The following is a 26095-nucleotide window of genomic DNA, read 5'->3' as shown; positions in this document are numbered from 1 at the left end:
GAGCCGTGATCTACCAGGTGTATCCCCGGAGCTTCGCCGACGGTAACGGCGACGGCATCGGAGACATCGCCGGCATCCGGTCCCGGCTGAACCACCTGTCCGCGCTCGGCGTCGACGCGATCTGGTTCAGCCCCTGGTACCCGTCCCCGATGGCGGACGCCGGATACGACGTCTCCGACTACCGCGACATCGACCCGGTGTTCGGCTCCCTGGCCGAGGTGGAGGCGCTGATCGCGGAGGCGCACGCGCTGGGCATCCGGACCATCGTCGACGTGGTGCCCAACCACTGCTCCGACGCGCACCCCTGGTTCCAGGCCGCGCTCGCCGGCGGGCCCGGCGCGCCCGAACGGGACCTGTTCTGGTTCCGCCCCGGCCGGGGTCCCAACGGCGACGAGCGACCCACCGACTGGATCGGCGAGTTCGGCGGCGAGACCTGGACCCGCACCACCAACCCGGACGGCACCCCCGGCGACTGGTACCTGCACCTGTTCGCCCCCCAGCAGCCGGACTTCAACTGGGACCACCCCCGGGTGCGGGAGGAGTTCGAGGACATCCTGCGGTTCTGGTTCGACCGGGGCGTGGACGGCATCCGGATCGACTCGGCCGGGCTCCTGGTCAAGGACGGGACGCTGCCCGAGGTCCGCGAGGACGAGCCGCACCCGTTCCACGACCTCGACGGCGTGCACGACATCTACCGGGGCTGGCGTCGGGTCGCCGACGAGTACGCCGACCGGGCGCTGATCGGTGAGGTGTGGCTGCCGGACCGGCAGCGGTTCGCCAACTACCTGCGCCCGGACGAACTGCACGCCGCGTTCAACTTCGACTTCCTCGGCTGCGCCTGGGACGCCGCGGCGCTGCGGGAGAGCATCGACGGGACGCTGAGCGCGCACGCGCCGGTCAACGCGCCGGCCACCTGGGTGCTCTCCAACCACGACGTCACCCGGCACGTCACCCGCTACGGCCGCGCGGACACCCGGTTCAGCTTCGCCGCCAAGCGCGAGGGCACCCCGACCGACCTGGAGCTGGGCACCCGCCGGGCCCGCGCCGCCGCGCTGCTCTCGCTGTCGCTGCCCGGTGCCGCCTACGTCTACCAGGGCGAGGAGTTGGGCCTCTACGAGGTCGAGGACATCCCGTACGCCATGCGGCAGGACCCGATGTGGGAGCGGTCCGGCCGGATCGACCCGGGTCGGGACGGCTGCCGCGTACCGCTGCCGTGGGGCGGGGACGAGCCGCCGTTCGAGTTCAGCCCCGACGGTGCCGCGGCGCCCTGGCTGCCGCAGCCGGCCGACTGGAAGGACCGGACAGCCAGCGCGCAGACCGGCGACTCGGCCTCGATGCTGGAGCTGTACCGGGCGGCGATCCAGGCCCGCAAGGCCGACCCGGCGCTCGGTGACGGTGAGCTGACCTGGCTGCCCGCCCCGGACGGAGTGTTGGCGTTCAGCCGTGGCGGTGGCTTCACTTGCCTGGTCAACCTGTCCGCCGTACCGGTGCCGATGCCAGCTCAGGGGGAGTTGCTGCTGGCCAGCGGGCCGCTCGACGACGGGTTGCTGCCGGCCGACACAGCGGTCTGGCTGCGTACCGCCGAATCCACCGACGGGCCGCGCGGGGCGGACGGCCCGGCCTGACCTGACTCTGCTCGCCGTGGTGCCGGCGGCCCGTCCCGGCCGCCGGCACCACGCCACCCAGGAAGGGAGAACCGAGGGGGGACGCGCGACACCGCACCGACACGGGGGGATCTGGCCTGCCTGACGAAAGGGAGAGCGCAGCTCATGGCCAACCACACCACCGGCACCCCGCACCACCTTCGACACCCGACCAGGGCACTGTTGGCCGCCATCTCCGCCACCGTGCTCGCCGCCACCTCGGTGACCGTCCTCGCGGTCACCGGCACCGCGACCCCGGCCTCGGCGGCGGGGTTGTCCCCCTTCGACATCCCCAACCGGGGCGCCACCGTGCCCTTCATCGAGCACGAGGCGGAGAAGGTCGCCCACAACGGCACGAAGATCGGCCCGGACCGGCGCTACGGCACGCTGCCGTCCGAGGCGTCCGGTCGGGAGGCGGTCACCCTGGACGCCGTCGGTGAGTACGTCGAGTTCACCCTCACCGCCCCGGCCAACGCTGTCACCTTCCGCTACAGCCTGCCGGACAACTCGGCCGGTACCGGCCGGGATGCCGCCATCGACCTGCGGGCCAACGGCAACCTGCTGAAGTCGGTCCCGGTGACGTCGAAGTACGGCTGGTACTACGGCGGATACCCGTTCAACAACAACCCGGGTGACACCAACCCGCACCACTTCTACGACGAGACCCGGGCGCTGTTCGGCAGCACCCATCCGGCCGGCACGAAGATCCGGCTCCAGGTCTCCTCGACCGCCCAGTCGCCCACGTTCACCATCGACCTGGCCGACTTCGAGCTGGTCGCGCCGATCGCCAAGCCCTCCGGTGTCATCGACGTGGTCACCGACTTCGGGGCCGATCCGAGCGGCGCGACCGACTCGACGGCGAAGTTCCAGGCGGCCGTCGACGCCGGCAAGGCGCAGGGCCGCGCGGTCTGGATCCCGACCGGCACCTTCACCCTCTGGGATCACGTGGTGGTCGACGGGGTGACTCTGCGCGGCGCGGGCCCCTGGTACTCGGTGCTCGGCGGCCGGCACCCCACCGAGCGGAACCGGTCCGTCGGCATCTACGGCAAGTACGTTCCCGGTGGCGGCTACACCGGCCCGGTCCGCTCGCACGAGGCGAACGGGCCCAGCCGCAACGTCACGCTGCGGGACTTCGCCATCATCGGCGACATCCGGGAACGGGTCGACGACGACCAGGTCAACGCCCTGGGCGGGGCGATGACCAACTCGGTGGTGGACAACCTCTGGCTGGAGAACACGAAGGTCGGGGCGTGGATGGACGGCCCGATGGACAACTTCACCATCCGCAACAGCCGGATCCTGGACCAGACCGCGGACGGGGTGAACTTCCACACCGGGGTGACGAACTCGACGGTGACGAACACGTTCGTCCGCAACACGGGTGACGACGCGTTGGCGATGTGGGCGCAGAGCGTGCCGAACGTCAACAACTCCTTCACCCGCAACACCATCGGGGTGACCCTGCTGGCGAACCACCTGGTCAGCTACGGCGGTCGGGACATCAAGATCACCGACAACGTGACCGCCGACTCGCTGACCAACGGCGGCGGCATCCACGTCGCGAACCGCTATCCGGGTGTGCAGGGCGACACCGCGGTCCGGGGCACCTGGACGATCGCCCGGAACACGTTGATCCGCAACGGCAACTCGGACTACAACTGGAACTTCGGCGTCGGGGCGATCTGGTTCTCCGCCCTGAACGAGTCGTTCCAGCAGGCCACCATCAACATCACCGACACCGACATCCTGGACAGCTCCTACGCGGCGCTGCACTGGATCGAGGGTCAGACCAGCGGCATCAACCTCTCCAACGTGCGGATCGACGGCGCCGGCACGTACGCACTCCAGGTGCAGGCACCCAGCCAGGTGTCCTTCACCAACGTGCGGGCCACCAACATCGCGCAGAGCAACCCGATGCACAACTGCGTGGGCGGTGGCTTCCAGATCACCCAGGGCTCCGGCAACTCCGGCTGGTACACCCCGACCCCGTACTGCGGCCCGTGGCCGGACCCCCAGTGGGGTGGCGGACCCACCTCGCCGCCGCCCACCACCACCCCGCCCCCGACCACGACGCCCCCGACCACCCCACCGCCCACCACGCCGCCCCCGACCAGCGGGAACCTGGCGCTGGGCCGGTCGACGACCGCCACCAGCACCAACCAGAGCTACACGGCCGCCAACGTGGTGGACGGCAACGCGTCGACGTACTGGGAGAGCGCCAACAACGCCTTCCCCCAGTCGGTGACCATCGACCTGGGTGCGTCCCGGTCGGTCGACCGGGTGACGCTCAAACTGCCCAGCGGTTGGGAGCAACGCACCCAGACCCTGTCGGTGCTCGGCTCCACCGACGGCTCGTCGTACAGCACCCTGGCGTCGTCCGCCGGTCGGGTCTTCGCCCCCGGCTCGGGCAACACGGTGTCGATCGGGCTGCCCTCGGGTGACCGCCGCTACATCCGCGTCACCGTCACCGGCAACAGCGGCTGGCCGGCCGCGCAACTCTCCGAGGTCGAGGTGTACGGCGGCACCCAGACCACCCCGCCCCCGACCACGCCGCCCCCGACCACCCCGCCCCCGACCACGCCGCCGCCCACCACCCCGCCGCCCAGCGGCAACCTGGCGGCCGGACGGTCGATCACCGAGACCAGCCACTCCGACGTGTACGCCGCCCCCAACGCGGTGGACGGCAACGCGAACACCTACTGGGAGAGCGCCAACAACGCGTTCCCGCAGTCGCTGACGGTGGACCTGGGCGCTGACCGGTCGGTGTCCCGGGTCGTGTTGAAGCTCCCGCCCTCATCAGCCTGGCAGACGCGTACGCAGACGCTGGCGGTGCTCGGTTCCACCAACGGCTCGACCTTCAGCACGCTCAAGGCGTCCGCCGGCTACAGCTTCAACCCGGCCAGCGGCAACACGGTCACCGTGACCTTCACGGCGACCACCCAGCGGTACCTGCGGCTGACCGTCACCGGCAACAGCGGCTGGCCAGCCGGCCAGCTCAGCGAGTTCGAGGTCTACTCCAGCTAGGTCGGATGCCCCCGCCCGGACCGGGCGGGGGCACCCGGTCCGGACGCCCCGGCGCAACGCCGCGCCGGTCGTCCGACCCCGTCCCCACCCAGCACCGTCCCCCACCTGTCGCCCAACGACGGGCGTACCCCTGCACCCGTCACCGGGCAACGCACCCACACCCACCCCCGAAAGAGGTGTAGCGACCCCATGTCCAGTAACGGCACCAGACGAGGCACGCCGCCAACCGGCGCGCACAATCCCGTCTCCCGCGCGGGCCACCGACGGCTGCTCGCCGGCGTACTCGCCGGCGTGCTCCTCGCCACCGCCCCGGTCGTCACCCCCATGGCGAGCGCGGCACCGGCGGCCGACCCGTCCGCAGCCGCCGCCCGCGTGGCCATGCTCGCCGGGCTCTCCGCCACCATGACCGCCAGCAGCTACAACCAGAACTACGTGGCGGGCAACGCCAACGACGGCAACGCCTCGACCTACTGGGAGAGCGCCAACAACGCGTTCCCGCAGTGGATCCAGGCCGACCTCGGCGCCACTGTCAGCGTGGACCGGGTGGTGCTCAAGCTGCCACCCGCATCGGACTGGCAGACCCGTACGCAGACGCTGTCGGTGCTGGGTTCGACGAACGGATCGTCCTTCACCACCCTGAAGGCGTCCGCCGGCTACACCTTCAACCCGAGCAGCGGCAACACCGCGACCGTCAGCTTCACCGCCGCCAGCACCCGCTACGTACGCGTGCAGGTCACCGGCAACACCGGTTGGCCGGCGGCCCAGCTGTCCGAGGTCGAGGTGTACGGCGCCACCGGCAGCAACGACACCCAGGCCCCGAGTGCCCCCGGCAGCCTGGCCTACACCCAGCCGGCCAGCGGGCAGATCCGGCTCGCCTGGTCGGCGTCGACCGACAACGTCGGGGTGACCGGGTACGACGTCTACGCCAACGGCGCGTTGCGCGGCAGCGTCAGCGGCTCGACCCTGACGTACACCGACAGCCAGGCGGACAGCGCCACGGTGTCGTACTACGTGCGGGCCAAGGACGCGGCCGGCAACCAGTCGGCGAACAGCAACACGGTGACCCGGACCGGCACCGGCAACCCGCCGACCGGCTCCAACCTGGCGATCGGCAAGCCGATCAGCGCCTCCGGGTTCGTGCACACGTTCGTGGCCACCAACGCCAACGACAACAACGTGGCCACCTACTGGGAGGGCAACGGCAACCCGAGCACGCTGACCGTGCAGCTCGGCGCGAACGCCACCCTCAGCCAGGTCGTCGTGAAGCTCAACCCGGACTCGGCGTGGGGCGCGCGTACCCAGAACATCACGGTGCTCGGCCGGGACCAGGGCTCGTCGAGCTTCACCACCCTGGTCGGCGCGGCGAACTACAGCTTCAACCCGGGCAGCGGCAACACGGTGACCATCCCGGTCTCCGGCGCGGCAGCCGACGTACGGCTCTCGATCGCCTCGAACACCGGTGCCCCGGCCGGCCAGGTGGCCGAGTTCCAGGTCTTCGGCACCCCGGCCCCGAACCCGGACCTGACCGTGACCGGCATGTCGTTCAGCCCGTCCGCACCCGTGGAGACCAGCACCATCACGCTCTCCGCGACGGTACGTAACGCGGGCTCGGCGGCCTCCGGCGCGACCAACGTCAACTTCTACCTGGGCTCCACCCGGGTGGGCACGGCCTCGGTCGGCGGTCTCGCGGCCGGTGCCTCGACCACCGTCAGCGCCAGCATCGGCACCCGGGACTCGGGCAGCTACCCGCTCAGCGCCAAGGTGGACGAGTCGAACACCGTCGTCGAGCAGGACGACACCAACAACAGCTACACCAACCCCAGCCCGCTGGTCGTCGCCGCGGTCGCCAGCTCCGACCTGGTCGCCTCGGCGGTCGCCTGGTCGCCGGGCAACCCGTCGGCCGGCAACACGGTCACCTTCTCGGTGTCCATCCGCAACGCCGGCAACCAGGCTTCCGCCTCCGGTGCGCACGGCATCACCCTGACCGTGCTCAACGAGTCCGGCACCGTGGTCCGTACCCTGACCGGCTCGTACTCCGGCGTGATCAACGCCGGTGCCACGGTCGGCCCGATCAGCCTGGGCACCTGGACCGCCGCGAACGGCAAGTACACCGTCCGGGTGGTGCTCGCCGTGGACGGCAACGAGCTGCCGGTGAAGCAGGCCAACAACACCAGTGACCGGCCGCTCTTCGTCGGTCGCGGTGCCAACATGCCGTACGACATGTACGAGGCCGAGGACGGCGTCGTCGGCGGCGGCGCGGCGGTCGTCGGGCCGAACCGGGAGATCGGCGACCTGGCCGGTGAGGCGTCCGGCCGGCGGGCGGTGACCCTCAACTCGACCGGCAGCTACGTCGAGTTCACCACCCGGGCCAGCACCAACACGCTGGTCACCCGCTTCTCCATCCCGGACGCGCCGGGCGGCGGTGGGATCAACTCGACCCTGAACGTCTACGTCAACGGCACCTTCCACAAGGCCATCGACCTGACGTCCCGGTACGCCTGGCTCTACGGCAGCGAGGCCAGCCCGGGCAACTCGCCGAGCGCTGGCGGACCGCGGCACATCTACGACGAAGCCAACGTCATGCTCAACTCCACCGTCCCGGCCGGCAGCAAGATCCGTCTGCAGAAGGACCCGGCCAACACCACCACGTACGCGATCGACTTCATCAACACCGAGCAGGTCGCGCCGATCGCCAACCCGGACCCGAACCGTTACACGACGCCGACCGGCTTCACCCACCAGGACGTGCAGAACGCCCTGGACCGGGTGCGGATGGACACCACCGGCAACCTGGTCGGGGTGTACCTGCCGGCGGGTAACTACTCCACCTCGTCGAAGTTCCAGGTGTACGGCAAGGCCGTCCAGGTGACCGGTGCCGGCCCCTGGTACACCCGGTTCAACGCGCCGTCGGGCCAGGACAACACCGACATCGGCTTCCGGGCCGAGAACTCGGCGGCGAACTCCTCCTTCAAGAACTTCGCCTACTTCGGTAACTACACCTCTCGGATCGACGGTCCGGGCAAGGTGTTCGACTTCGCCAACGTGTCGAACATCGTGATCGACAACATCTGGAACGAGCACATGGTGTGCCTCTACTGGGGCGCGAACACCGACTACATGACGATCAAGAACTCCCGGATCCGGAACATGTTCGCCGACGGCATCAACATGACCAACGGGAGCACCAACAACCTGGTCAGCAACAACGACGCCCGGGCCACCGGCGACGACAGCTTCGCGCTGTTCTCGGCCATCGACGCGGGCGGCGCCGACATGAAGGACAACATCTACGAGAACCTGACCTCGACCCTGACCTGGCGGGCCGCCGGTGTCGCCGTGTACGGCGGCTACGGCAACACGTTCCGCAACATCTACATCGCGGACACCCTGGTCTACTCGGGCATCACCATCAGCTCGCTGGACTTCGGCTACCCGATGAACGGCTTCGGTGCCAACCCGCCGACCCGGTTCGAGAACATCTCGATCGTGCGGGCCGGTGGGCACTTCTGGGGCGGGCAGACCTTCCCGGCGATCTGGGTCTTCTCCGCCTCGAAGGTGTTCCAGGGCATCCGGGTCAGCGATGTCGACATCATCGATCCGACCTACAGCGGCATCATGTTCCAGACCAACTACGTCGGTGGGCAGCCGCAGAACCCGATCACCGACACGGTCTTCACGAACGTCTCGATCAGCGGCGCCCGCAAGAGCGGGGACGCCTACGACGCGAAGTCCGGCTTCGCCATCTGGGCGAACCCCATGCCGGAGGCGGGGCAGGGGCCGGCCGTCGGGTCGGTCACCTTCAACAACCTCCGGTTGAGCAACAACGCGGTGGACATCCAGAACCCCACCTCGACGTTCACCATCATCCGCAACTGAGTCACCCGGTAGCCGACGCCGTCGGGGGGACCCACCCTCCCGGCGGCGTCGCGCCGTGTCGGCCCTCGCCCGCCGCGAACCGGGCCGCGCCGGCCAGCGCGTCGGTGGCCAGCGATCCCATCCCGTACGCCAACTCGGTCGCCAGCGCTTCCGGCTCCGGTCGTCCCGCGCCGGCCAGCAGCGCCGCCCGGTCGTTGCGCAGGCAGGTCTGCGGATGTCGGGCGATCGCCGCCGCCAGCTCCTCGGCCGCGGCCCGCGCCTGGCCGGGCGGCACCAACCGATTGACCAACCCCATCGCGTACGCCTCGTCCGCCGGCACCGGACGGCCGGTGAGGATCAGGTCCATCGCCCGGCTCTCGCCGATCAGCCGGGGCAGCCGGACGGTGCCACCGTCGATCAGCGGCACTCCCCAGCGGCGGCAGAACACCCCGAGGGTCGCGTCGGACTCGGCGACCCGCAGGTCGCACCAGAGCGCCAGTTCCAGCCCGCCCGCCACCGCGTACCCGGAGATCGCCGCGATCACCGGTTTGCTGAGAGTCATCCGGGTCGGACCCATCGGGCCGTCCCCCTCGGGCTCGACCCGGTTGCCGCTCGGTGTGCCGATCGCCTTGAGGTCGGCGCCGGCGCAGAACGTCCCACCGGCGCCCCAGAGCACGGCCACCAACGCGTCCGGATCGGCCTCGAAGGCCCGGAACGCGTCCGCCAGCGCCCGAGCCGTAGGACCGTCGACGGCGTTCCGAGCGTCCGCCCGGTCCAGCACCACTGTGGTGACCGCCCCGACCCGCTCCACCCGCACACCCATCCCGCCAGCATGCCGGCCCGACCCCACCCCCACAATCCCCGCCGATCTTGCACTTTGGGTTGTCGATTCGCCGCTTGTGCCCCGAATTTCGGGAGCACAAAGTGCAAGATCGACGGCGTGGGTGATGCGGCAGGTTTGTCGCGGCTGGCCGGTTTGCGACGGCGATCGCCGGGAAGTCGGTACTCGTGCGAGCACTTCTGACGAAAGTTGAGCAGGACTCCCGGCTGGACCGCGCGGGTGACCGGTTGCAGAAGGTCGTCCTGGGCACGCTGCGTCCACGCCGGCTGCGCGACCTGCTGCACGGGGTGACCCTCGGGCATCCGCTGCACCCGGCGATGGTGCAGGTGCCGGTCGGCGCGTGGATCAGCGCCGCGGTGCTGGACCTCATGCCTGGGCAGCGCCGGCCCGCCACGGTCCTGGTCGGTCTGGGCACCGTCAGCGCGGTACCGGCGGCCGTCGCCGGTCTGAACGACTGGGCGGCGCTCGCCCGGGACCAGCGCCGGGTCGGCCTGGTGCATGCCGCCGCCAACACCGTCGGCATGACGCTCTACGCCGGCTCGCTGGCCGCCCGGCTGTCCGGCCGCCACGGAATGGGTCGCGCCCTTGGCTTTCTCGGGCTCTCCACGGTGAGCCTCGGCGCGTACATCGGGGGTCACCTGGCGTACAAGCAGGGGGCCCAGGTCAACCAGAGCGTCTCCGAGCTGCACCGGATGACCGATGGCTGGCACTCGCTGGCCGACATGGCGACGCTGCCGCAACGCACGCTGATCACCCGGGAGGTGGACGACGACATCTCGGTGATCCTCTACCGGCACGGTGACGAGGTGACCGTGATGTTGGAGCGCTGCCCGCACCAGAGCGGGCCGCTCGGCGAGGGCGAGGTGCAGGAGATCGACGGTCACGCCTGCGTGGTCTGCCCGTGGCACGGCAGCGCCTTCCGGCTCAACGGCGGCGAGGTCGTACAGGGGCCGTCCGGCAACGACCAGCAGACTCTGCCCACCCGGATCCAGAACGGCGTGCTTCAGACTCGTCTGCCCTGACCTCGATCGCGCTGGCCCGCCCGCGCCATGGACAGGCCAGCGCCACGGTCTGGCGCTGGCCTGTCCGCGCTGTGGTCTGGCGCTGACGCCGCCGTGGCGTGGTCTGGCGCTGGCCTGCCCGCGCTGTGGTCTGGCGCTGACGCCGCCGTGGCGTGGTCTCGCGCTGCCCTGCCCGCGCCGTGGTCTGGCGCTGACCCGCCCTCGCTGCGGCCTGGTCCGGGCGCATCCGGCGTCGGGTTGGCTGCACCTCACGCAGATGCTCCGGGCCCCAGGGCCTTAACTTCTTTGACGCTGATGTCTGTGAGTCATCATGATGACCCAGGGTCATCATGCTCTCCGAGATGTCGCCCTGGCCGCCCCCGCCAGGGCGGAGTGACCAGTCCGCCTCGGGCGTGACCGGCGCGACGTGGTGGAACCAGTCCAGCGTGGGGTGGCCAGCCGCGTCGCAGCGTGGCGCAGCCGCGTCGCCGCCCGCGTCGCAGGGTCCGGCGGACACCGCCGACCGGGGTGGCCCGCCGCGTCGCAGGGGTGGCGTGCGGGCCGCTCAGGTGCGTCGGTGTCGGCCGACCGGCGGACCGTCCGGTACCGAGTCCAGGCCGTGCCCGCCGTCGAACAGCCCGCCCTCGTCCCCGGCACCGGCCCAGCCTTCGTCATCACCCCAGCGCTCGGGGCCGGCGGCCGTCATTCCGCTGCGGTGGGGTGCCGTGCCGCCGGAGAGTGCCATCCCGCTGCCCGGGAACGCCGTGCTGCCGGGGTAGGCCATTCCGCTGCCGGCGGGTGCCACTTCGCTGCCGGCGGGCGTCACCCCGCTGGCGGGCGTCACCCCGCTGGCGGGCGCCACCCCACTGGCGGACGTCACCCCACTGGCAAAGGTCACCTGACTGGCGGACGTCACCTCGTTGGCGGGGGTCACCCCGCTGGCGGACGTGACCCGACTGGCGGGCGTCACCGCACTGCCGACGGGTGCGACCCCGCTGCCGACATGCGTCGTTCCGCCGCCGCGCGGTGCGAAGTCGTTCCCGCTCGGTGCCGCGCCGCCGTGCGGTGTCGCTGGGCCTTCAATGGCCGCGGCCGCCCGGCTGGCAGCCCAGGCGGCACCGCTCCCGCCCGCCCCACCACCGCCACGCCGGCCCGCGCCACCGCCACGCCGGCCCGCGCCACCGCCACGCCGGCCCGCGCCACTGCCGTGCCCCGCGCCACTGCCGTGCCCCGCGCCACTGCCGTGCCCCGCGCCACTGCCGTGCCCCGCGCCACTGCCGTGCCCCGCGCCACTGCCACCCTGGCCTGCGCCGCTGCCACCCTGGCCTGCGCCGCTGCTTCGGCCCGAGCCACCGTTTCGGCCCGCGTCCGTACCGCTTCGGCCCGCGCCGCGGCGTGATGTGCGGGAGGACGTGGCCAGTCGGGGAGCCGCTCCGGCGGTGGCTGGACGGCGGCGCAACCCCAGAACTGCGCCGATCTGGGCGCCGACGATGCTCGCCACGGCCAGCACGGCAGAGACCGCGAGCGGGCGGTTCACCCGATCGGCGGCACCGGCCCGGGCGGCACCGACCGTCATCGCCGGTGGTTGGCCCGCTGATTCCGTACCGCTGGTTGGTGCCGGGGCCACCCGCGGCGGTGCGGCCCGCTCGGGCGCCGGTCGGGGCGCGGGCGGCTTCGGTGCCGCGGCCCTGTCGACGAGCCGACCGGTGGCGTGCTGCCGGGACCCCTGGTCGGCGGCCTCCGTGGGCAGTCGGAGCAGTTGGCCGGGGCGGATCCGGTCCGGGTCGTCGATCTTGTTCAGCTTGGCGAGCTGTCGGTAGTCGTCGAACTCGTCCAGGTACCGTTCGGCCACCTCCCCGAGGTAGTCGCCTCGCGCCACCCGGTACACCGGCGCGGCCTCGTCGTTCGCCGCCGAGGCACCGGGTGCGGCCAGCCCCGTCCCGGCCAGGCCGAGCAGGCCGGCCCGAGCCACCGGCGCTGCCGTGTCCGGTGTCGTGGCTCGGGTGGGCGCGGCCAAGGTGGTGACGGACGTCGCGCTCGGACTCGCGTACACCGGAGTGTTGTAGATGGCCGCGGCGCTGGCGGCGGCCGGGCTGGCGACCAGGATCAGCGCGACCGAGCCGACCAGCGCGGCGGCGGCCTTCTGCTGGCGGCCCATCCCGGGCAGCTTCGGCGCCGGCCGGCGCAGGGTCTGTGCCCCCAGTTCGACGAGGACGGAGAAGGCGAACGTGGCCCAGCCGAACCAACCGGCCAGGGCCATCGCCCGCAGGAAGAGCTGGCCGTCGTCCCGGCTGGTCAGCGCGGTGCCCACCTCGCTGATCGTGGGAAGGTGATCGGGCAGCGGGTTACCGGCGAAGGCCAGCAGCGCGATCGGCGCGCCGACCAGCAGCACCAGGAGCACGGCCAGGGCGCCGATGCCGGTGAGGATCCGTCCGGTCCGTCGTACGACGGACCCACCCGATACGGGCATGGCTGCCTTCCTTCCTACGGTGTTGCGGTGATGGCACGCGCGGTCGCCTCGCCGGTGACGGTGACCGTCTTCTCCTGGACGAACGGCCCGATCATGGAGCGTTGGTAGGTGATGGAGACGGTCACCCGGATCAGGGTCTCCCCGTCGACATCGGGAAAGTTCACGGTGTGGCCCGCGGTCTTCACGGCGGTCAGGTAGTTGGCCACCGCCTTGCGCGCCTCCGGCTCGTCGATCCGCTTCGGCCCGCCCTCGATGGCGGTGGCGCGGTCGATGGCCTGACCGCCGGCCCGGGCCGCTTCGGCGGCCAGGTTCTGGGCGTGTTGCAGGGTGCGGAGCTGCCCGGCGGCGTCGAAGGAGAGGCCGATGATGGCCAGTACGCCGATCATCGTCACCGCGAGGAAGATGCTCACCCGGCCGTGCTCACCTGCCCGCGAGGGCCCGGCAGCCGAGGCGGTGGCCGCCGTCATTGCCGACTCCGGTAACGGTCGAGCGGGGAGGTGAACTCCGCGGTGATCAGCCGATCACTCTTCATTCCGGGCAGGATGCCGAGCGTGATGTCCTTGAAGGACACCAGGCAGCTGATCCTCACCGTCACAGTGGCGTTCGAACCGACCGAGCTGCTGTAGGCCTCGTCGAAGCTGGAGGCGTTGCCGGGCGACCTGCCGGTGAACGTCGGGTCCAGGTCGTTGGCGCAGGCCAGGCCGTGCCAGTCCAGCTGGTCCTGGGCGGCTTTCAGCGCATTCGCGCGGGCGGTGTCGGCATTCCGGGAGATTGAGGCGGCCCGGGCGGCGTCGTGCGCGGCGGTCTGGAGCGTCTCCGCTGCCACGGCGCTGCGCCCGACCACACCGGCCAGCACCATCAGCGCGATGAACGCGGGCGCGAGGACCGCCACCTCGATGGAGACCGAGCCCCGCTCGGCGGTACGGGTCATGGCGGTGTCACCCTCTCCACCGTTCCGTGGGCGGTCTGCTGTATCGCGAAGTCCACGCCCGGCACCACGGACAGGGATCGGCCGCTGACCGTGCAGGTCACGTCGGTCGTGGTGGTCACGCAGGTCGGCCCGGCCTTCTCCCAGCCCACCAGCCAGCCGCCGGCGCCCTTCAGGAAGCGGGAGGCGCTCTCCACCCCGGCACCGTTGCCCGCCTGGTACGTCCGCTGCGCGTTGACGCCACTCTGGGCGGCGTTCAACGCGGTGGAGCGGGCAAGGAAGACGGCCGCGACCTGGATCGAGGCGAAGAGAAGCACCAGGATCAGCGGCATCATCACGGCAAGTTCCACCGGGTTGGCGCCCCGCTCGCGGTCGCCGCCCGCGAGGCGGCGCCGGGCGGCGGTGACCGCTCGGCTCCACCTCGGGTACGCGGCTCGACGCATCCCGGCTACTTCGGGACCGTGTAGTTCGGGATGCCGTTCATCCAGCCCCTGGCCTTGGTCAGGGCCAGGGTGGTGATGGCCATGGCGACGGCGACCAGACCGGCGATGATCACCGCGGTGGGCACCGGGCTGTCGCCGCGCTCACCATCGCGGCGTAGCTCGGCCAGGCGCGTCGTCACCACGACGTGCAGGTAGCTGAGGATGGACATGGCGTTCTCCTTCAGGGGGCGGGGTCAGACACGGGCGATGAACGGATAGAGGACGAACCCGAGCAGCACGAAGACGAGCAGCGCGCCCGGGATGTCGAGCTTGCTGGTGATCCCCTCGGCGCGGGCCAGGTTGTCGGTGCGGATCTGGTCGCGCAGCGAGTCGGCCCGGCTGCGCAGCGTCTCGTGCACCTGCGCGCCCTCACTGCCGGAGGAACGCATGATCGCGCCGACGTCGCCCAACTCGGGAATGCCGATCTTGTCGGCCAGGTCGCGCAGCTCGTCCCAGGGCGCGTGCATCTGCATCTGGGCGATCCGCAGCGACTCCTGGAGTCGGTCGAACACCCAGCCGTCGCAGACCGCCGCCGCCCGCTCCAGCGACTGCACCGGCCCGTGCGCGGCGGACAGCTGCAACGCCACCAGGTCGAGGTAGGTGCAGACGGCCTGGCGGAACTCGTCGCGGGCGGCGGCAGCCTTGGTCAGCACGGCGCGGTGCGCCAGCAGGGCGGCCAGCAACGCCAGACCGAGGCTGCCCAGCACCGGCACCACCAGTGGGAACGAGACGCCGAGCGCCCACAGCATCACCCCGAGCAGAGTCGGTGTGGCCAACCCGATCAGCGCGGACAGCAGCACCGACAGCGCGTACTGCTCGGGCGTCTGACCGATCAGGGCGAGCTGCATCTGCGGCGGCCGCATCCAGCGGGACATCCCGGTCAGCCAGTCGAGTCGCCGGGACGCGGGCGTGGACACCCGGCCGGTGCCCGGCGGCTGATGCAGCCGGCGCAGCGCGGGCCCGAGCGCAGGTGTCGCCGGCACCAGCTCCCGGACCACCAGAAACACACCCAGACCGACCCCGGCGCCACCGCAGACCGCGAGGACGAACTGCCAGTTCACGATCACGCGAGCCGCCTTCCGTTCGCGACTGCGGGGCTCCGCTGCGCTGCACTCCTCGCGCTCACGCGATCACCTCGCTCGGGTCGGGCGCCGGCAGGAACCGGGCCGGCCGTTGCGGCTGGCTCATCGACCGCACCCAGGCCAGCAGGCCGATGAAGGCGGCGCCGAGGGCCGCCATCACCAGCTGACCCACCGGGGTGCCGTACGGCCTGATGTACTCGGTGTTGATCAGCCCGTACGCCAGGGTCGCCAGCGTCATCCCGGTGAGGAAGCGGACCGCGAACCGGGGCTGGGTGCGCTTGGCCTCGATCTCCCGCCGGGTGGCCACCTCCGCTGACGCCGCGCCGGCGATGGAGCTGAGCACGTCACCCAGCCGCTCACCCCGGTCCGACAGGTGCAGGATCAGCGCCGCCACCACCTGGTCGCAGACCGGGTCGGCGATCTCGTCGGCGAACGCCAACAGGGCGGAGCGGGCCATCCAGCCGGCCTGGAGGCGGGCCGCGAGCAGCCGTACCTCGTCCTCGATGCCGGGTGGCACGCTGCCGATGGTGCCGATGATCGACTGCTGGAGGCCCTGCCCGGTGCCGGAGACGTCCTTGAGTCGGCGGGTCCACTCGCCGACCGCCTCGATCCGGGCGATGGCCCGCTGTTCGGCCTTGCCGACTCCGAACAGCCACGGGGTGCCGGGTACCGCCACCGCCACCAGTAGGCCCACCACCGGCAACCCGGTCAGCAGGAACGCCAACGCGCCGGCGGCCAGCGCGGCGGCCAGCAGCGCCTGATAGGCGCGATGCTCGGTCGGTGTGCTGCCCGGCCCGCGCCACAGTCGGCTCAGCCCCGGCCCGCTGCCCGGCCGTCGTCCCGGGGGTCGACGGGTGCCGACCAGGGCGACCACGGCCAGCAGCAGCCCGGCCACACAGGCCGCGCCGGAGACCACCGCGATCAACTCCAGGCTGTCGAACATCAGGTCACCGCCGGGCCAGTCGGGTCTGCCGAGGCCGCCGCCAGGCACCAGCACCGGCCTCGACCCACCGGGTCAGCAGCCGCGCGTCGTAACCCACCCGCAGCAACTGGTCGCGGACCCGTTCCGGCAGGTGCCGGGGGACCGCGCGACCGTCCGGGCCGGGCCCGAAGACGGTGGTGGTGGTGATCCGACCGGCTTCGCCGGCCCCGATCACCTCCTCCACATGCGAGACGAACCGGTGCTTCCGCCCGCCGATCGCGGTCTCGTCCTCGACGGTGACGTAGACGATCAGGTCGAGCGCGTTGCCGGCCATCCGCCGGGCCTGGTCGACTGTCATCTCGCGCCCGTGCGCCAGGGCCAGCTCGACGATCCGTTCACCCACACCGGCGGCGGTACGGGCGTGGATGGTGCACATCGACCCCCGGCTGGTGGTCATCGCCTGGAGCATCGGCACGATCTCCCGGGACCGCACCTCGCCCACGATGATCCGTAGGACGCCCATCCGCAGCGACAACGGGATCAGGTCGGCGATGGTCACCTCACCGGCCGGGCGGCCGTCGAAGCCGCGCTCGCCGTGCCCCTCCCGGGCCTCGAAGCTCATCACCGCCCGGTGCCGCTCCCGGCGGCGGGCCGGGAGCAGCTCCCGACTCTCCTCCAGCAGCACGTACGGCTCGTCCTGCGGGATCTCGTTCATCAGCGCGCGGATGACAGTGGTCTTTCCGGCGCCGGCCAACCCGGCGACCATGATGTTCAGACCGGCGCGCATCGCGGCGCGGAGGAAGTCGCGCAGCAGCGGGTCGATCATCTCGTCCAGGTCACCTCGGGCGCCCGCGAGGTCGTCGAGGCTCACGTCCAGGGTGTTGTGCTTACGGATCACCGCGTACGGGCGGTGGCTGACCAGGAACACCGCGGCCAGCCGGCTGCCGTCGGGCAGTTGCAGGTCGAGGGTGGGCTTCACGGTGGACAGGGACCGCTCGGTCGCGCCCGCCCGACGGGCCGCCGCCTGGAGGATCTCCACCAGCTCGGCGTCGCTGTCGGCGATCGGTTCGGCCCAGTCCACCCCACCGCCGTGCCGGGTGATGCGTACCTGGTCGCAGCCGAGGATGTGCACCTCCTCGATGGTGTCGTCGACGAGCAGCGTCTGTAGCCGGCCGAGCCCGACCAGCTCGGCGGTCACCTGGTCGAGCAGCAGGCGTTCGTCGCCGGCGGGCATCGGCGTGCCGGCCCGGCGCACCGAGTCCGCGTACGCGGCGACCACCGTGACGGCGAGTCGGGCCCGCTCGGTGTCCTCCTCGTCGACGGTGAACTCCCGGCCGCGCTGCCAGAGGGTGAGTCGTTCGGTGAGTTCCCGGCGCAGCTCCCGGACCACCTGGAAGTCCATCCGCGCCCGGGGCGGTGACTCGGGCGGCGGGCTGACCGCCGGCGTCGACGGCGGCTGCGGCCCGGACTGGTGGTGCCGGCCGTTTGACACGGCCAGGGGCGGCGCGGTGGAGGTCACTGCCGGTGGCTGTTGGCGCGGATCGGTGGAGACCGGCTCAAACCGCATCCGGCACCCCCTGCTGCACGGGCCACGCCAGCCGGGCCCGTCGCCGCTCCAGCAGCGACCCGATCGGGACCTCCAGCGCGGCCGCCGCGCGCATCAGCGGCCGACCGGCCCGCACGGTCCCGCCCAGGGCGAGCACCCCGGCGGTACGCGGATCGTGCGGCAGCCGGGCGATGACGGGCAGTTTCAGGGCCCGACTGATCTCGGCCCGCCCGTGCCCGTGCCCGACCAGCAGCAGCCGTAGGGTGCCCGGGGGCACCCGGTGCTCGGCGAAGTCCCGTTCGATCGTGGTGACCACCGCGCGGGTGCCGGAGAGGTCCGGCAGGTTCGCCCGGGTCACCAACAGCACCACCGAGGCGGCCCGCAGCACCGGCCACGGAGGCCCGGTCACGTGCAGCCGACCACAGTCGACAAGGACGTCGTAGCCGGGGGTGCCGCGGTCGAGGGCGTCGAAGTAGTCGGCGAAGCGCTGCCAGAGCGGGGTGACGCTGCCGCTCTGGGCCGGGTCGACGAGGCCGGGCAGCAGCAGTCGTTCCCGGCGGGGGGCGTCCAGGTCGACCAGCTGGGACCAGAACGCGGTCTCCAGGTTGCCGTCGCGCAACTCGCCGACGGCCAGCTCTCCGATGCCGCGTGGGCCGTCCAGTTGGCCACCGAGGTAGCCGGCGAGGATCGAGCCGCCGGCCGGGTCGCATTCGGCGACCACCAGCCGCCGGTGCCAGGCCAGCGCGCAGGCCAGCGCCGAGGTGGTGACGCCGGGCGAACCCTTCGCGGACACCAGCGCGATGATCGCCATGCTCAGGCCGCCTCGGTCAGTACGACGGCGAGTCGTTCCTGTGCGGCGAGCGCCACCACCGCGGGCACGTCACGGGTCAGTAGCGCCAGGTACAGGACCCGGTCGTCGTCGGCCGGGCTGACCATGTCGATGACCGTGGCCGAGAATCGGGTGCCGGCGGCGGCCGTGTCTTTCTCGGCATCGGTGTCCGGGGTGCTGACCAGCAGGACCTTGTCGCCGGGGTGCAGTTCGCGGGCCGGCACCTGGGCGGTCTTCAGGCCGAGCGCGATCTGCTGCTGGCCGGGGCCGAGCAGCGGGTCGTCGGTGACCTGCCCCAGGGTGAGTAGCGTGCCGGGAAGCAGCGCTACCGCGGCCCGTTTGCCGACCACCTCGTCGAGCCGTGCGGCGGGCACCGGGCGCAGCCCCTGGCCGCCGGCGACCTGCACGGTGACCAGGTCGGCCGCGCTGATCTCCCGGCCCACCTCGACCGGTCGGGCCACCGCCAGGTAGCTGCCGGTGGCCCGTACCGAGGTGACCGCGAAGGCCGCGCCCAGCCCGCCCAACGCGATCAGGAGGACGGCGAGACCGAGCAGCCCGGGACGGACCCGGCGCTGGCGGACCACCGTGGGCGGGTTGACGGGTGCGTCCACCGACGGGGTCCCGTTGCGCGTCGCGAGGCTCATCTGGTGACCACCTGAAGTTCGTTGATCTGGATCTGCACGATGCCGCTTCTCCGGGTCTGCGGGATCACCCGCCTTGTGGCGTCGTTGTTGGTCCACCAGCTCACCGTCCAGTGCGTGGTGGCGGTGACGTCGTAGGTGTCTGCCTTCGGGTAACCCGTGTCGTAGCCGCAGTCCGGGGAGGTGGAACCCGCCCGCGTGCCCGTGGCCTTGTACTCGGTGCCGGCGCTGTAACAGGGGACCGTCTTACCGTTGCCCATGTCCCAGTCGATTCGGCTTACCTTCGCTTCGATGTAGACGGTCAGACCTCGGTCGGACTCGTCGGCGTAGAGCGGGCCGAAGTAGTTCTTCCCCGGGGTTGCCCACATCCAGACGGGCAGGCCGACCAGGCCGGGGCCGATGCTCTTCCGGGGTGCCACCTTCAGCCGGGCCGGCAGCAGACTGATCGACGCCAGGGCGCGACGGGCCAGCTCCTCCGGGTCGGGCGGGGCGCCGAAGCCGGCCGGCGGATCGGCCAGCGTCACCATGTCCTGGGCACCCAGGTCGCCGCCGTTGCAGGTCTGCAGATACCACTGCTCACCCTCGGGGGGCGGCTCCGGCCCCTCGGTCAGCTTGTAGTAGCAGCCGTCGCCGCTGTTGAACCAGCCCAGGTCCTCGTCGTAGCAGGGGATGGTCCGCCCGTTCCACTGGCAGACGCCGCTCCCGCCGCCGCCCCCCTCGTCCCCGCCCCCACCGTCGTCACCGCCGCCGCCGGGATCACCGGGGTTGCCGGGCTCGTCGTCCCAGACGCTGCAGTCGGGTTGGTCGGGCGGGCAGCCGGCTCCCGGGTCGGCCCGTAGGGCGGCGGTGGCCGGCGGGGCCGCACCGGCCACCAGCAGGAGGGTGAGGCCGATCCCGGCGAGCACCCGTCGGGTTGTCGCGGCCCGGCTCAGCACGGCTGGTCCCGGTGCGTCGCGCCGTAGTTGATCAGCCAGCGACCGCCCGGATATCGGGTCGCGGTGGCGGTGGAGAGGTGTCTGCCGCCGCCGCTGCCCGGTACCGTCCGCTTGTCCTTGGCGTAGACCAACCGGTAGCCGGTCGTGTCCAGGCAGTCCTGGATCTCCACGGTGGCCGGCTTCGCGTCCAGGCTGACGGCGGTCACGGTCGGGTCGGACTTGAACGATCCGGTACGCATGGCGCCGTGCTCCTTAGCCTCGCGAATGGAAACCCGGACCCGAGTCAAAAGTGGATCACCAAGAAACCGGGTCAGTTCCGGCGAACGCGGATCACTGCGCAGGCCCGCCGTGCGCGAGGCCGCGAGATATCCGGAGTACGCGTCGAGTGCCGCCTTTTCGGCAGCGCGTCGTTCGACGTCGGAATCGGTCCGAGGTCCGTTGTCGCGGACTTCCGTCGGCCGTTCGACCGCTTCCCGTCCGCTGGCGCAGGCGGCGACCGGCGTCGCCACCACGCCCACCAGCAGGCAGATTGCCGCTCTTCTGAGCTGCCGTCCGCGCACCGTCGAGCCTCCTCGTGGTCGCCCGGGGCGGTGACGGTTCACCGCCGTCGGGCATGCGGAAGCGCGCCCGGATCAGCACATCCGGAGCGTTCATTGCGCTTCTGCATTCACCGTTACGGATCTTCTGCGAATTGGGGTCCTGTGTCGTCCGATGGTGAAGGTGAGGCTTGCGTCGCACCCAAGGGGCGAGCATAGGCTGACGCTCGCCGATGCAACAGAGGCAATTCATGTGAACACTCAGCGTGATGTGAGGTGGTGGTGGCGGGTGTCCACACTGCTCCCCGGCCAATGGGCTAGCGAACTGTCGTTATTGATGCGGCATCGCCGGGCCGGACGGGTTCACCGCAGTGGCGTCACCGCTCGCGGGAGTGGGACATCGTGGTCTGATCCCGGCATTCGACCGACGTCGGCCCCCGGTGAGCGGGCTACCTCGTCCAACGGCACGCCCGGCTCGGAGTTGGTCGAAAGCGCCCGCGCGGGCTCCGGTCAGCAGGTCGCTTTCTGCGCCATCCGCTACACCGTAGCGAGCGCGCAATCACGATCCGTGTTCGCTCTCGCAGGGGAGCAGTCACCCGCAATGGAGAAGACATGGCGCTGACCGGCCCCCCGGCAGCCACTCCCGGGCGGGAAGACCGACCCGATCGGAGTCCGGCACCCCAACCGTCCGGTGCCATGACGGATCCTGCGGGCCAGGCGACGTCCGCTCCGCCGCGCGATCGACCGGGTGACCCCGCCCCGGCGGTGGCACGCACCCGGGTCTCGACGGTGTTCGCGATCCTCGCGATCAGCCCGCTGATGCGGTTGGCCGCGCTGCGCTACGCCGTACCCCCGGGTCTGCCGAACCGGAGTGGCTGCGACGCCTGCGGCGCGCCGGTCAGCCTGACCCGCCCCTGGCCGGCGCTGGGCCCGGTGGCGCGGTGCGGTCGGTGCCGCGCCCGGGTCGGCCCACCGCCGGCCACCGTCGAGCTGGCACTGCTCGCGACGGCGGTGCTGCTGGCGATCGCCGGCCCGCCCGGCGAGGTGCTGCCGGCGCTGGTCTGGTGGCTGGGCTGGACCATCCCGGCGATCCTCGTCGACCTGGCCGTGCACCGCCTGCCGGACCGGCTCACACTGCCCGCGGCGGCCGGGACCTGGCTGCTGCTCGGCGTGGCCGCGCTCGACGCCGACCCGGGGCACTGGCTGCGAGCCGTCCTCGGCGGCACCGGGCTGGCGCTCTTCTTCGCCAGCACCGCGGTGCTGCTCGGCCGCCGGGGCTTCGGGTTGGGCGACGCCAAGCTGGCGCTCAGCGTCGGAGCGCTGCTCGGCTGGTACGGCTGGCCGGTGCTGCTGTTCGGGCTGGTGCTCACCTTCGGGCTCTCCGCCCTGGTGAGTCTGGTCCTGCTGGCCACCCGCCGCGCCAACTGGGGCACCCACCTGCCGTTCGGCCCGTTCCTGCTGCTCGGCACAACGGCCGCCCTCCTGCTGGCGGCCTGACCCGCCGCGCGGCCGGTCAGGGGCCGGATCGGCTGGCCAGCTTGGGGGCCGGGCTGCCGGGACGGTTGGCCCGGCGGCGGAGCACCTCGCTGGTCGGGCGGGCCAGCAACGGCGTGAGCACCACGGCGACCAGGGCGCCGAACAGCACGCCCGCGATCACGTCGTGCGGGTAGTGCACGCCCACGAAGACCCGGGAGAAGGCGCCGAGCGCGGCCAGGGGCAGCGCGACCAGACCGAGTCGGCGGGAGAGTAGCAACGTGGTGACCGCCAGCGCGCCGGCGATGGTGGCGTGGTTGCTGGGGAACGACCAGTCGCCCGGCGGTGGGCAGACGCCCGCGATGATCTCCCGACCGATCGTCCGGCAGGGGCGGTCCTGGTCCACCACGGTCTTGAGGAACTCACTGCCCGCGTACGCCAGGATGGCCGGCACGGGCGCGACCAGGGCGAGCGCCCGGTCGTGCGGGCCGCCGAACCAGCGGCTCAGCGCGGCCATCACCAGCAGCGCGCCGAGTAGCAGGATCACCCCCTCGGTGGCGTGCCCGACGAACCACTGCACCGGCTCTGGGCTGCCGGCGGCGGCGTCGACGACGTCGCTGTACCACTCGGCGCTGATCTCCGGAACGTCAATGCTGCCGTTGTCGACCATGCATCACCTCACTTCACGTTCATACCTCGTTCACCTGGGGGACACCCTAGGAACGAGCCAGAGGGCATCGCTGCTGTCGAAGGTCGGGTGGTCCGTGGGACCTTCGTCCAGGTTTCGCACAGCCGGCTCTGGTTGGCTGTCCAGGACGTCGACATCGACAGGAGACCTCGTGCAGACCGGTTCGGCCACCGATCAACCGCAGTCCACCGCCGCTACGGCGGACGACGAGACCTGGCAGATCCGGCGCACGGAAGCCGACATGGACCGGCTCGGCGAGACCGAGTCGATCTTCGCGTTGGGCAACGGGTGGATCGGCTGGCGTGGGGTGCTCGACGAGGGTGCCCCGTGCGGGATGCCGGGCAGTTACGTCAGCGGGTTCCACGAGCGGCGCGAGCTGAGCTATCCCGAGGAGGGATACGCGTTCCCGCCGGCCAGCGACACCGTCATCAGCGCACCGAACGCCGCGCTGATCCGGCTCTGGGTCGACGACGAGCCGTTGGATCTGCGGACCGGGTCGCTGCGCCGCCATGAACGGGTGCTCGATCTGCGTACCGGCGTGCTGCGCCGGGAGACCGAGTGGACCTCACCGGCCGGGCGGGGCGTACGCATCCGCAGCACCCGGTTGGTGTCCCTGCCGCGCCGCCCGGTGGCTGCCGTCCGCTACGAGGTCGAGCCGTTGGACACCGCCGTCGAGCTGAGGGTCTGCTCGGACCTGCTGGCCAACGAGAAGGTGCCGGAACGTTCGGACGACCCTCGGGCCGCCTCGGTGCCCACCGACCCGCTGAGCGCCGAGAAGCACAGTGCGACCGGCCTCGACGGCGTGCTGGTGCACCGCACCGAGCGCAGCGGCCAGCGGGTGGCGGTCGCGGTCAGTCACCTGCTGGAAGGCCCAGGCACCGTGACGACCAGCGGCGACTGCACGCCAGACCGGGTACGGCTGACCGTGACGGGTCGCCTGCACCCGGGGGAGCCGTTGCGGCTGACGAAGTTCGCCGCGTACGAGTGGGCGGCGGTCGACGCGACGCCCGCCGATGAGTTGGCCGCCCTGGTCGCGGCCGAGGCGGACGCGGCGCGCGCGGACGGCTTCGACGCCCTGCTCACCGACCAGCGCGCCGCCCTGGACGCGGCCTGGCAGGTCGCCGACGTGCGGCTCGACGGCGATCCGGAGCTTCAGCAGGCCGTTCGGTTCGCGATGTTCCACCTGATCCAGGCCGGTCGCCCGGACTCCGACCGGACCATCTCGGCCAAGGGGTTGACCGGCAACGGCTACGACGGGCACGTCCTGTGGGACACCGAGAGCTACGTCCTGCCGGTACTCACCTACCTGGCCCCGGCAGTGGCCCGCTCGGCGTTGAGTTGGCGGCACGCCCACCTGCCCGAGGCGCGGGAGCGGGCCGCCGAGCTGCGGTTGACCGGCGCGACCTTCCCGTGGCGCACCATCGGCGGCCGGGAAAGCTCCGGCTACTGGCCGGCGGGCACCGCCGCGCTGCACGTCAACGCCGACATCGCCGACGCGGTGCTGCGCTACCTGGCGGCCACCGACGACCAGCGGTTCCTGGCCGAGGCGGGGCTGGAACTGCTGGTGGAGACCGCCCGGCTCTGGCACGGCTTCGGCCACTGGTCGGACGGGGGCGACTTCCACCTGCACGGGGTGACCGGCCCGGACGAGTACGCCGCGCTGGTCGACGACAACGTGTTCACCAACCTGATGGCGAAGCGCAATCTGCGCGGCGCGGCGGACGCGGCCGAGGGGCATCCCGAGCTGGCCGACCGGCTCGGCGTGGACCGCGACGAGGTGGCCGGCTGGCGGGCCGCCGCCGACGCGATGGCCATCCCGTACGACAGCGAGCGCGGGGTGCACCAGCAGGCCGCCGGTTTCACCGAACAGCCCGAGTGGGACTTCGCGAACACCGGTGACGACGACTACCCGCTGCTGCTGCACTTTCCGTACCTGGAGCTGTACCGCAAGCAGGTGGTGAAGCAGGCTGACCTGGTGCTGGCCATGCAGCTCTGCCCCGGTGAGTTCACCGCCGACGAGAAGGCCCGCAACCTGGCCTACTACCAGGCCCGCACGGTCCGCGACTCGTCGCTGTCGGCGGCACCGCAGGCCGTGCTGGCCGCCGAGGTCGGGCATTTGGATCTGGCGTACGACCTGTTCGCCGAGTCGGTCCTGCAGGATCTGGCCGACCTGGGCGACAAGACCGCCGACGGGCTGCACCTGGCTTCGCTGGCCGGCGCGTGGCTGGCTCTGGTGCAGGGCTTCGGGGGGCTGCGCGACGACCGGAGGGTGCTCTCCTTCGATCCCCGGCTGCCGCGCCGGATCGACCGGTTGGCGTTCAGCCTGCGCTGGCGTGGCCACCGGCTGCGGGTCACGGTGACTCCGGCCGAGGCCCGCTACGAGCTGCCCGACTCCGCCGCGGACGTCGAGGTCGAGCTGTGGCACCACGGCGAGTCGCTGCGGGTCACCGGCGCCGAGCCGGTCACCCGGCCGATGCCGCCGGTGCCCGACCCCGGCCCGGAACCGCCCTCCCCGCCCGGCCGCCGCCCCACCCGCCGCTGCGCCGACTGAGTCGCCCGACCGTTTCGGGCTGGCGCGGCTCCGTTCCGAGCCGGCGCGGGCGGTTCAGGTCGGGACGGGACCGCCGGCCATCCGCTGGCGGACGGCCTCCAGCGCCTCGAAGGCGTACGCCCAGTTGTGGCACTTGAAGCTGCGCAGGCCGTCGATCGCCGTGTGACAGTCGGAGCAGCGCACCCCGGCGATGGCATCCGGGATCTCGGTGTTGACGTACTTGCGCTCGCCAAGGATGACCGTGGCGATCATGGCCTTGTCGTGCAGGCCGGAGAGCGCCGACGAGACGATGTCGTACCAGGTGACCCGGCGACGGCACTTCGGGCAGTCGGGTTCGTCGCCGCTGACCCAGAGCGGGGCGCCGATGCTGCGCGTCGGCATGCCGAGCAGTTTCTCCAGCCGCCGGACGTCCGACTCGGGGGTGGTCCACCGGTGTCGGCCGGGCAGTGATGCGGGCGAGTCGTACACGGCGCGGAACAGGTCGTGGTCGACCTGCACGGTCTCGCGCTGAGCGGTCATCGGCGTCCCTCCTCGTTGAGTCGGTGCCCCCACCGTGGTCAGCGGTGACCATGGGCGCAGCCGGATCAACGACACGAGGGGGCGGTGGGTCGTCGCTGCGCGGCTGACCGCTTTCGCCTCCGGTGGCCG

The 26095-nt window shown here is 71.8% G+C and carries 19 protein-coding genes and 2 pseudogenes; 6 read left to right on the top strand and 15 right to left on the bottom strand.

All coding sequences use genetic code 11. The features are described from left to right. The first annotated feature begins 5 nt into the window (after window positions 1-5). From ACZ6NZ_RS03290 to ACZ6NZ_RS03280, 3 genes are all read left to right on the top strand, one after another. A complete protein-coding gene (locus tag ACZ6NZ_RS03290; RefSeq protein WP_465855327.1) occupies window positions 6-1625 on the top strand; it encodes a glycoside hydrolase family 13 protein in 1620 nt (539 codons plus the stop codon). Window positions 1626-1769: 144 nt separating this feature from the next. Beyond that, window positions 1770-4667: a galactose-binding domain-containing protein gene (locus ACZ6NZ_RS03285; protein ID WP_465855325.1), complete on the top strand. Its 2898-nt coding sequence runs from the start codon at window positions 1770-1772 to the stop codon at window positions 4665-4667. A gap of 189 nt (window positions 4668-4856) precedes the next feature. Further along, entirely contained in the window at window positions 4857-8543 is a 3687-nt protein-coding gene (locus ACZ6NZ_RS03280; protein ID WP_465855323.1) for a galactose-binding domain-containing protein, read from the top strand. A 1-nt stretch (window position 8544) separates the two neighbouring features. On the opposite strand, the gene ACZ6NZ_RS03275 is transcribed toward ACZ6NZ_RS03280, so the two are convergent. Continuing rightward, complete coding sequence (locus ACZ6NZ_RS03275; protein ID WP_465855321.1) at window positions 8545-9345, bottom strand: crotonase/enoyl-CoA hydratase family protein; 801 nt, start codon at window positions 9343-9345, stop codon at window positions 8545-8547. A gap of 185 nt (window positions 9346-9530) precedes the next feature. Here ACZ6NZ_RS03275 and ACZ6NZ_RS03270 point away from each other — a divergent pair, with 185 nt between their 5' ends. Continuing rightward, window positions 9531-10385, top strand: coding sequence for a Rieske (2Fe-2S) protein (locus tag ACZ6NZ_RS03270; RefSeq protein ID WP_366605985.1), 855 nt, complete (start codon window positions 9531-9533; stop codon window positions 10383-10385). Window positions 10386-11721: 1336 nt separating this feature from the next. On the opposite strand, the pseudogene ACZ6NZ_RS03265 reads toward ACZ6NZ_RS03270, so the two are convergent. The 12 genes and pseudogenes from ACZ6NZ_RS03265 to ACZ6NZ_RS03210 form a co-directional block, all read right to left on the bottom strand. After that, a pseudogene (locus ACZ6NZ_RS03265) lies at window positions 11722-12834 on the bottom strand (LysM peptidoglycan-binding domain-containing protein); the annotation flags it as partial. A gap of 14 nt (window positions 12835-12848) precedes the next feature. Then, window positions 12849-13301 carry a pilus assembly protein TadG-related protein gene (locus tag ACZ6NZ_RS03260; RefSeq protein ID WP_465855318.1) on the bottom strand — a complete coding sequence of 151 codons (453 nt, stop codon included), beginning with the start codon at window positions 13299-13301 and terminating at the stop codon, window positions 12849-12851. Further along, window positions 13298-13765, bottom strand: a complete 468-nt coding sequence (locus ACZ6NZ_RS03255) for a TadE/TadG family type IV pilus assembly protein (protein WP_465855316.1) — start codon at window positions 13763-13765, stop codon at window positions 13298-13300. The genes ACZ6NZ_RS03260 and ACZ6NZ_RS03255 overlap by 4 nt, the downstream gene beginning before the upstream one ends. Further along, window positions 13762-14205, bottom strand: a complete 444-nt coding sequence (locus tag ACZ6NZ_RS03250) for a TadE family protein (RefSeq protein WP_366605979.1) — start codon at window positions 14203-14205, stop codon at window positions 13762-13764. Before ACZ6NZ_RS03250 ends, ACZ6NZ_RS03255 begins: the two co-directional genes overlap by 4 nt. Window positions 14206-14210: 5 nt before the next feature. Continuing rightward, window positions 14211-14414 (bottom strand): hypothetical protein, encoded by a 204-nt coding sequence (locus tag ACZ6NZ_RS03245; protein ID WP_465855314.1) that lies wholly within the window; start codon window positions 14412-14414, stop codon window positions 14211-14213. A gap of 24 nt (window positions 14415-14438) precedes the next feature. Further along, complete coding sequence (locus ACZ6NZ_RS03240; protein WP_465855923.1) at window positions 14439-15308, bottom strand: type II secretion system F family protein; 870 nt, start codon at window positions 15306-15308, stop codon at window positions 14439-14441. Between the two features lie 58 nt (window positions 15309-15366). Beyond that, a pseudogene (locus ACZ6NZ_RS03235) lies at window positions 15367-16313 on the bottom strand (type II secretion system F family protein). Continuing rightward, a complete protein-coding gene (locus ACZ6NZ_RS03230) occupies window positions 16274-17815 on the bottom strand; it encodes a CpaF family protein (RefSeq protein WP_465855312.1) in 1542 nt (513 codons plus the stop codon). The pseudogene ACZ6NZ_RS03235 and the gene ACZ6NZ_RS03230 overlap by 40 nt, the downstream one beginning before the upstream one ends. Then, a complete protein-coding gene (locus ACZ6NZ_RS03225) occupies window positions 17805-18605 on the bottom strand; it encodes a CpaE/TadZ family protein (protein WP_366605970.1) in 801 nt (266 codons plus the stop codon). Before ACZ6NZ_RS03225 ends, ACZ6NZ_RS03230 begins: the two co-directional genes overlap by 11 nt. Window positions 18606-18607: 2 nt before the next feature. Beyond that, window positions 18608-19267 carry an SAF domain-containing protein gene (locus tag ACZ6NZ_RS03220; protein WP_366605968.1) on the bottom strand — a complete coding sequence of 220 codons (660 nt, stop codon included), beginning with the start codon at window positions 19265-19267 and terminating at the stop codon, window positions 18608-18610. Then, on the bottom strand, window positions 19264-20199 hold the full coding sequence (locus tag ACZ6NZ_RS03215) for a hypothetical protein (protein ID WP_465855309.1): 936 nt from the start codon (window positions 20197-20199) through the stop codon (window positions 19264-19266). Before ACZ6NZ_RS03215 ends, ACZ6NZ_RS03220 begins: the two co-directional genes overlap by 4 nt. Next, on the bottom strand, window positions 20193-20759 hold the full coding sequence (locus tag ACZ6NZ_RS03210) for a hypothetical protein (protein WP_465855307.1): 567 nt from the start codon (window positions 20757-20759) through the stop codon (window positions 20193-20195). Before ACZ6NZ_RS03210 ends, ACZ6NZ_RS03215 begins: the two co-directional genes overlap by 7 nt. Before the next feature lie 795 nt (window positions 20760-21554). On the opposite strand from ACZ6NZ_RS03210, the gene ACZ6NZ_RS03205 reads away from it, so the two are divergent. Further along, window positions 21555-22232 carry a prepilin peptidase gene (locus ACZ6NZ_RS03205; RefSeq protein ID WP_465855921.1) on the top strand — a complete coding sequence of 226 codons (678 nt, stop codon included), beginning with the start codon at window positions 21555-21557 and terminating at the stop codon, window positions 22230-22232. Window positions 22233-22248: 16 nt separating this feature from the next. Here the strand turns inward: ACZ6NZ_RS03205 and ACZ6NZ_RS03200 are convergent, their stop codons facing one another. Next, entirely contained in the window at window positions 22249-22878 is a 630-nt protein-coding gene (locus ACZ6NZ_RS03200; RefSeq protein WP_465855305.1) for a phosphatase PAP2 family protein, read from the bottom strand. Between the two features lie 259 nt (window positions 22879-23137). Between ACZ6NZ_RS03200 and ACZ6NZ_RS03195 the strand changes: the two genes are divergently transcribed. Then, window positions 23138-25447, top strand: a complete 2310-nt coding sequence (locus ACZ6NZ_RS03195) for a glycoside hydrolase family 65 protein (RefSeq protein WP_465855919.1) — start codon at window positions 23138-23140, stop codon at window positions 25445-25447. Window positions 25448-25501: 54 nt separating this feature from the next. Here ACZ6NZ_RS03195 and ACZ6NZ_RS03190 read toward each other — a convergent pair whose 3' ends face one another. Next, a complete protein-coding gene (locus ACZ6NZ_RS03190) occupies window positions 25502-25966 on the bottom strand; it encodes a hypothetical protein (protein ID WP_465855303.1) in 465 nt (154 codons plus the stop codon). Window positions 25967-26095 lie beyond the last annotated feature (129 nt).

It is taken from the genome of Micromonospora sp. NPDC047756, from assembly GCF_055587245.1.
The sequence above is the reverse complement of the archived record's forward strand: the minus strand, read 5'-3'. Positions and strand labels throughout refer to the sequence as shown.

What these genes read in the sequence shown, in the direction of transcription:
- ACZ6NZ_RS03195 (WP_465855919.1), top strand. Translation starts at nt 23,138, where the DNA reads ATGGACCGGCTCGGCGAGACCGAGTCGATCTTCGCGTTGGGCAACGGG.
- ACZ6NZ_RS03245 (WP_465855314.1), bottom strand. Translation starts at nt 14,414, where the DNA reads ATGTCCATCCTCAGCTACCTGCACGTCGTGGTGACGACGCGCCTGGCC.
- ACZ6NZ_RS03225 (WP_366605970.1), bottom strand. Translation starts at nt 18,605, where the DNA reads ATGGCGATCATCGCGCTGGTGTCCGCGAAGGGTTCGCCCGGCGTCACC.
- ACZ6NZ_RS03260 (WP_465855318.1), bottom strand. Translation starts at nt 13,301, where the DNA reads ATGACGGCGGCCACCGCCTCGGCTGCCGGGCCCTCGCGGGCAGGTGAG.
- ACZ6NZ_RS03255 (WP_465855316.1), bottom strand. Translation starts at nt 13,765, where the DNA reads ATGACCCGTACCGCCGAGCGGGGCTCGGTCTCCATCGAGGTGGCGGTC.
- ACZ6NZ_RS03275 (WP_465855321.1), bottom strand. Translation starts at nt 9,345, where the DNA reads ATGGGTGTGCGGGTGGAGCGGGTCGGGGCGGTCACCACAGTGGTGCTG.
- ACZ6NZ_RS03190 (WP_465855303.1), bottom strand. Translation starts at nt 25,966, where the DNA reads ATGACCGCTCAGCGCGAGACCGTGCAGGTCGACCACGACCTGTTCCGC.
- ACZ6NZ_RS03200 (WP_465855305.1), bottom strand. Translation starts at nt 22,878, where the DNA reads ATGGTCGACAACGGCAGCATTGACGTTCCGGAGATCAGCGCCGAGTGG.
- ACZ6NZ_RS03205 (WP_465855921.1), top strand. Translation starts at nt 21,555, where the DNA reads ATGCGGTTGGCCGCGCTGCGCTACGCCGTACCCCCGGGTCTGCCGAAC.
- ACZ6NZ_RS03220 (WP_366605968.1), bottom strand. Translation starts at nt 19,267, where the DNA reads ATGAGCCTCGCGACGCGCAACGGGACCCCGTCGGTGGACGCACCCGTC.
- ACZ6NZ_RS03285 (WP_465855325.1), top strand. Translation starts at nt 1,770, where the DNA reads ATGGCCAACCACACCACCGGCACCCCGCACCACCTTCGACACCCGACC.
- ACZ6NZ_RS03280 (WP_465855323.1), top strand. Translation starts at nt 4,857, where the DNA reads ATGTCCAGTAACGGCACCAGACGAGGCACGCCGCCAACCGGCGCGCAC.
- ACZ6NZ_RS03230 (WP_465855312.1), bottom strand. Translation starts at nt 17,815, where the DNA reads ATGCGGTTTGAGCCGGTCTCCACCGATCCGCGCCAACAGCCACCGGCA.
- ACZ6NZ_RS03250 (WP_366605979.1), bottom strand. Translation starts at nt 14,205, where the DNA reads ATGCGTCGAGCCGCGTACCCGAGGTGGAGCCGAGCGGTCACCGCCGCC.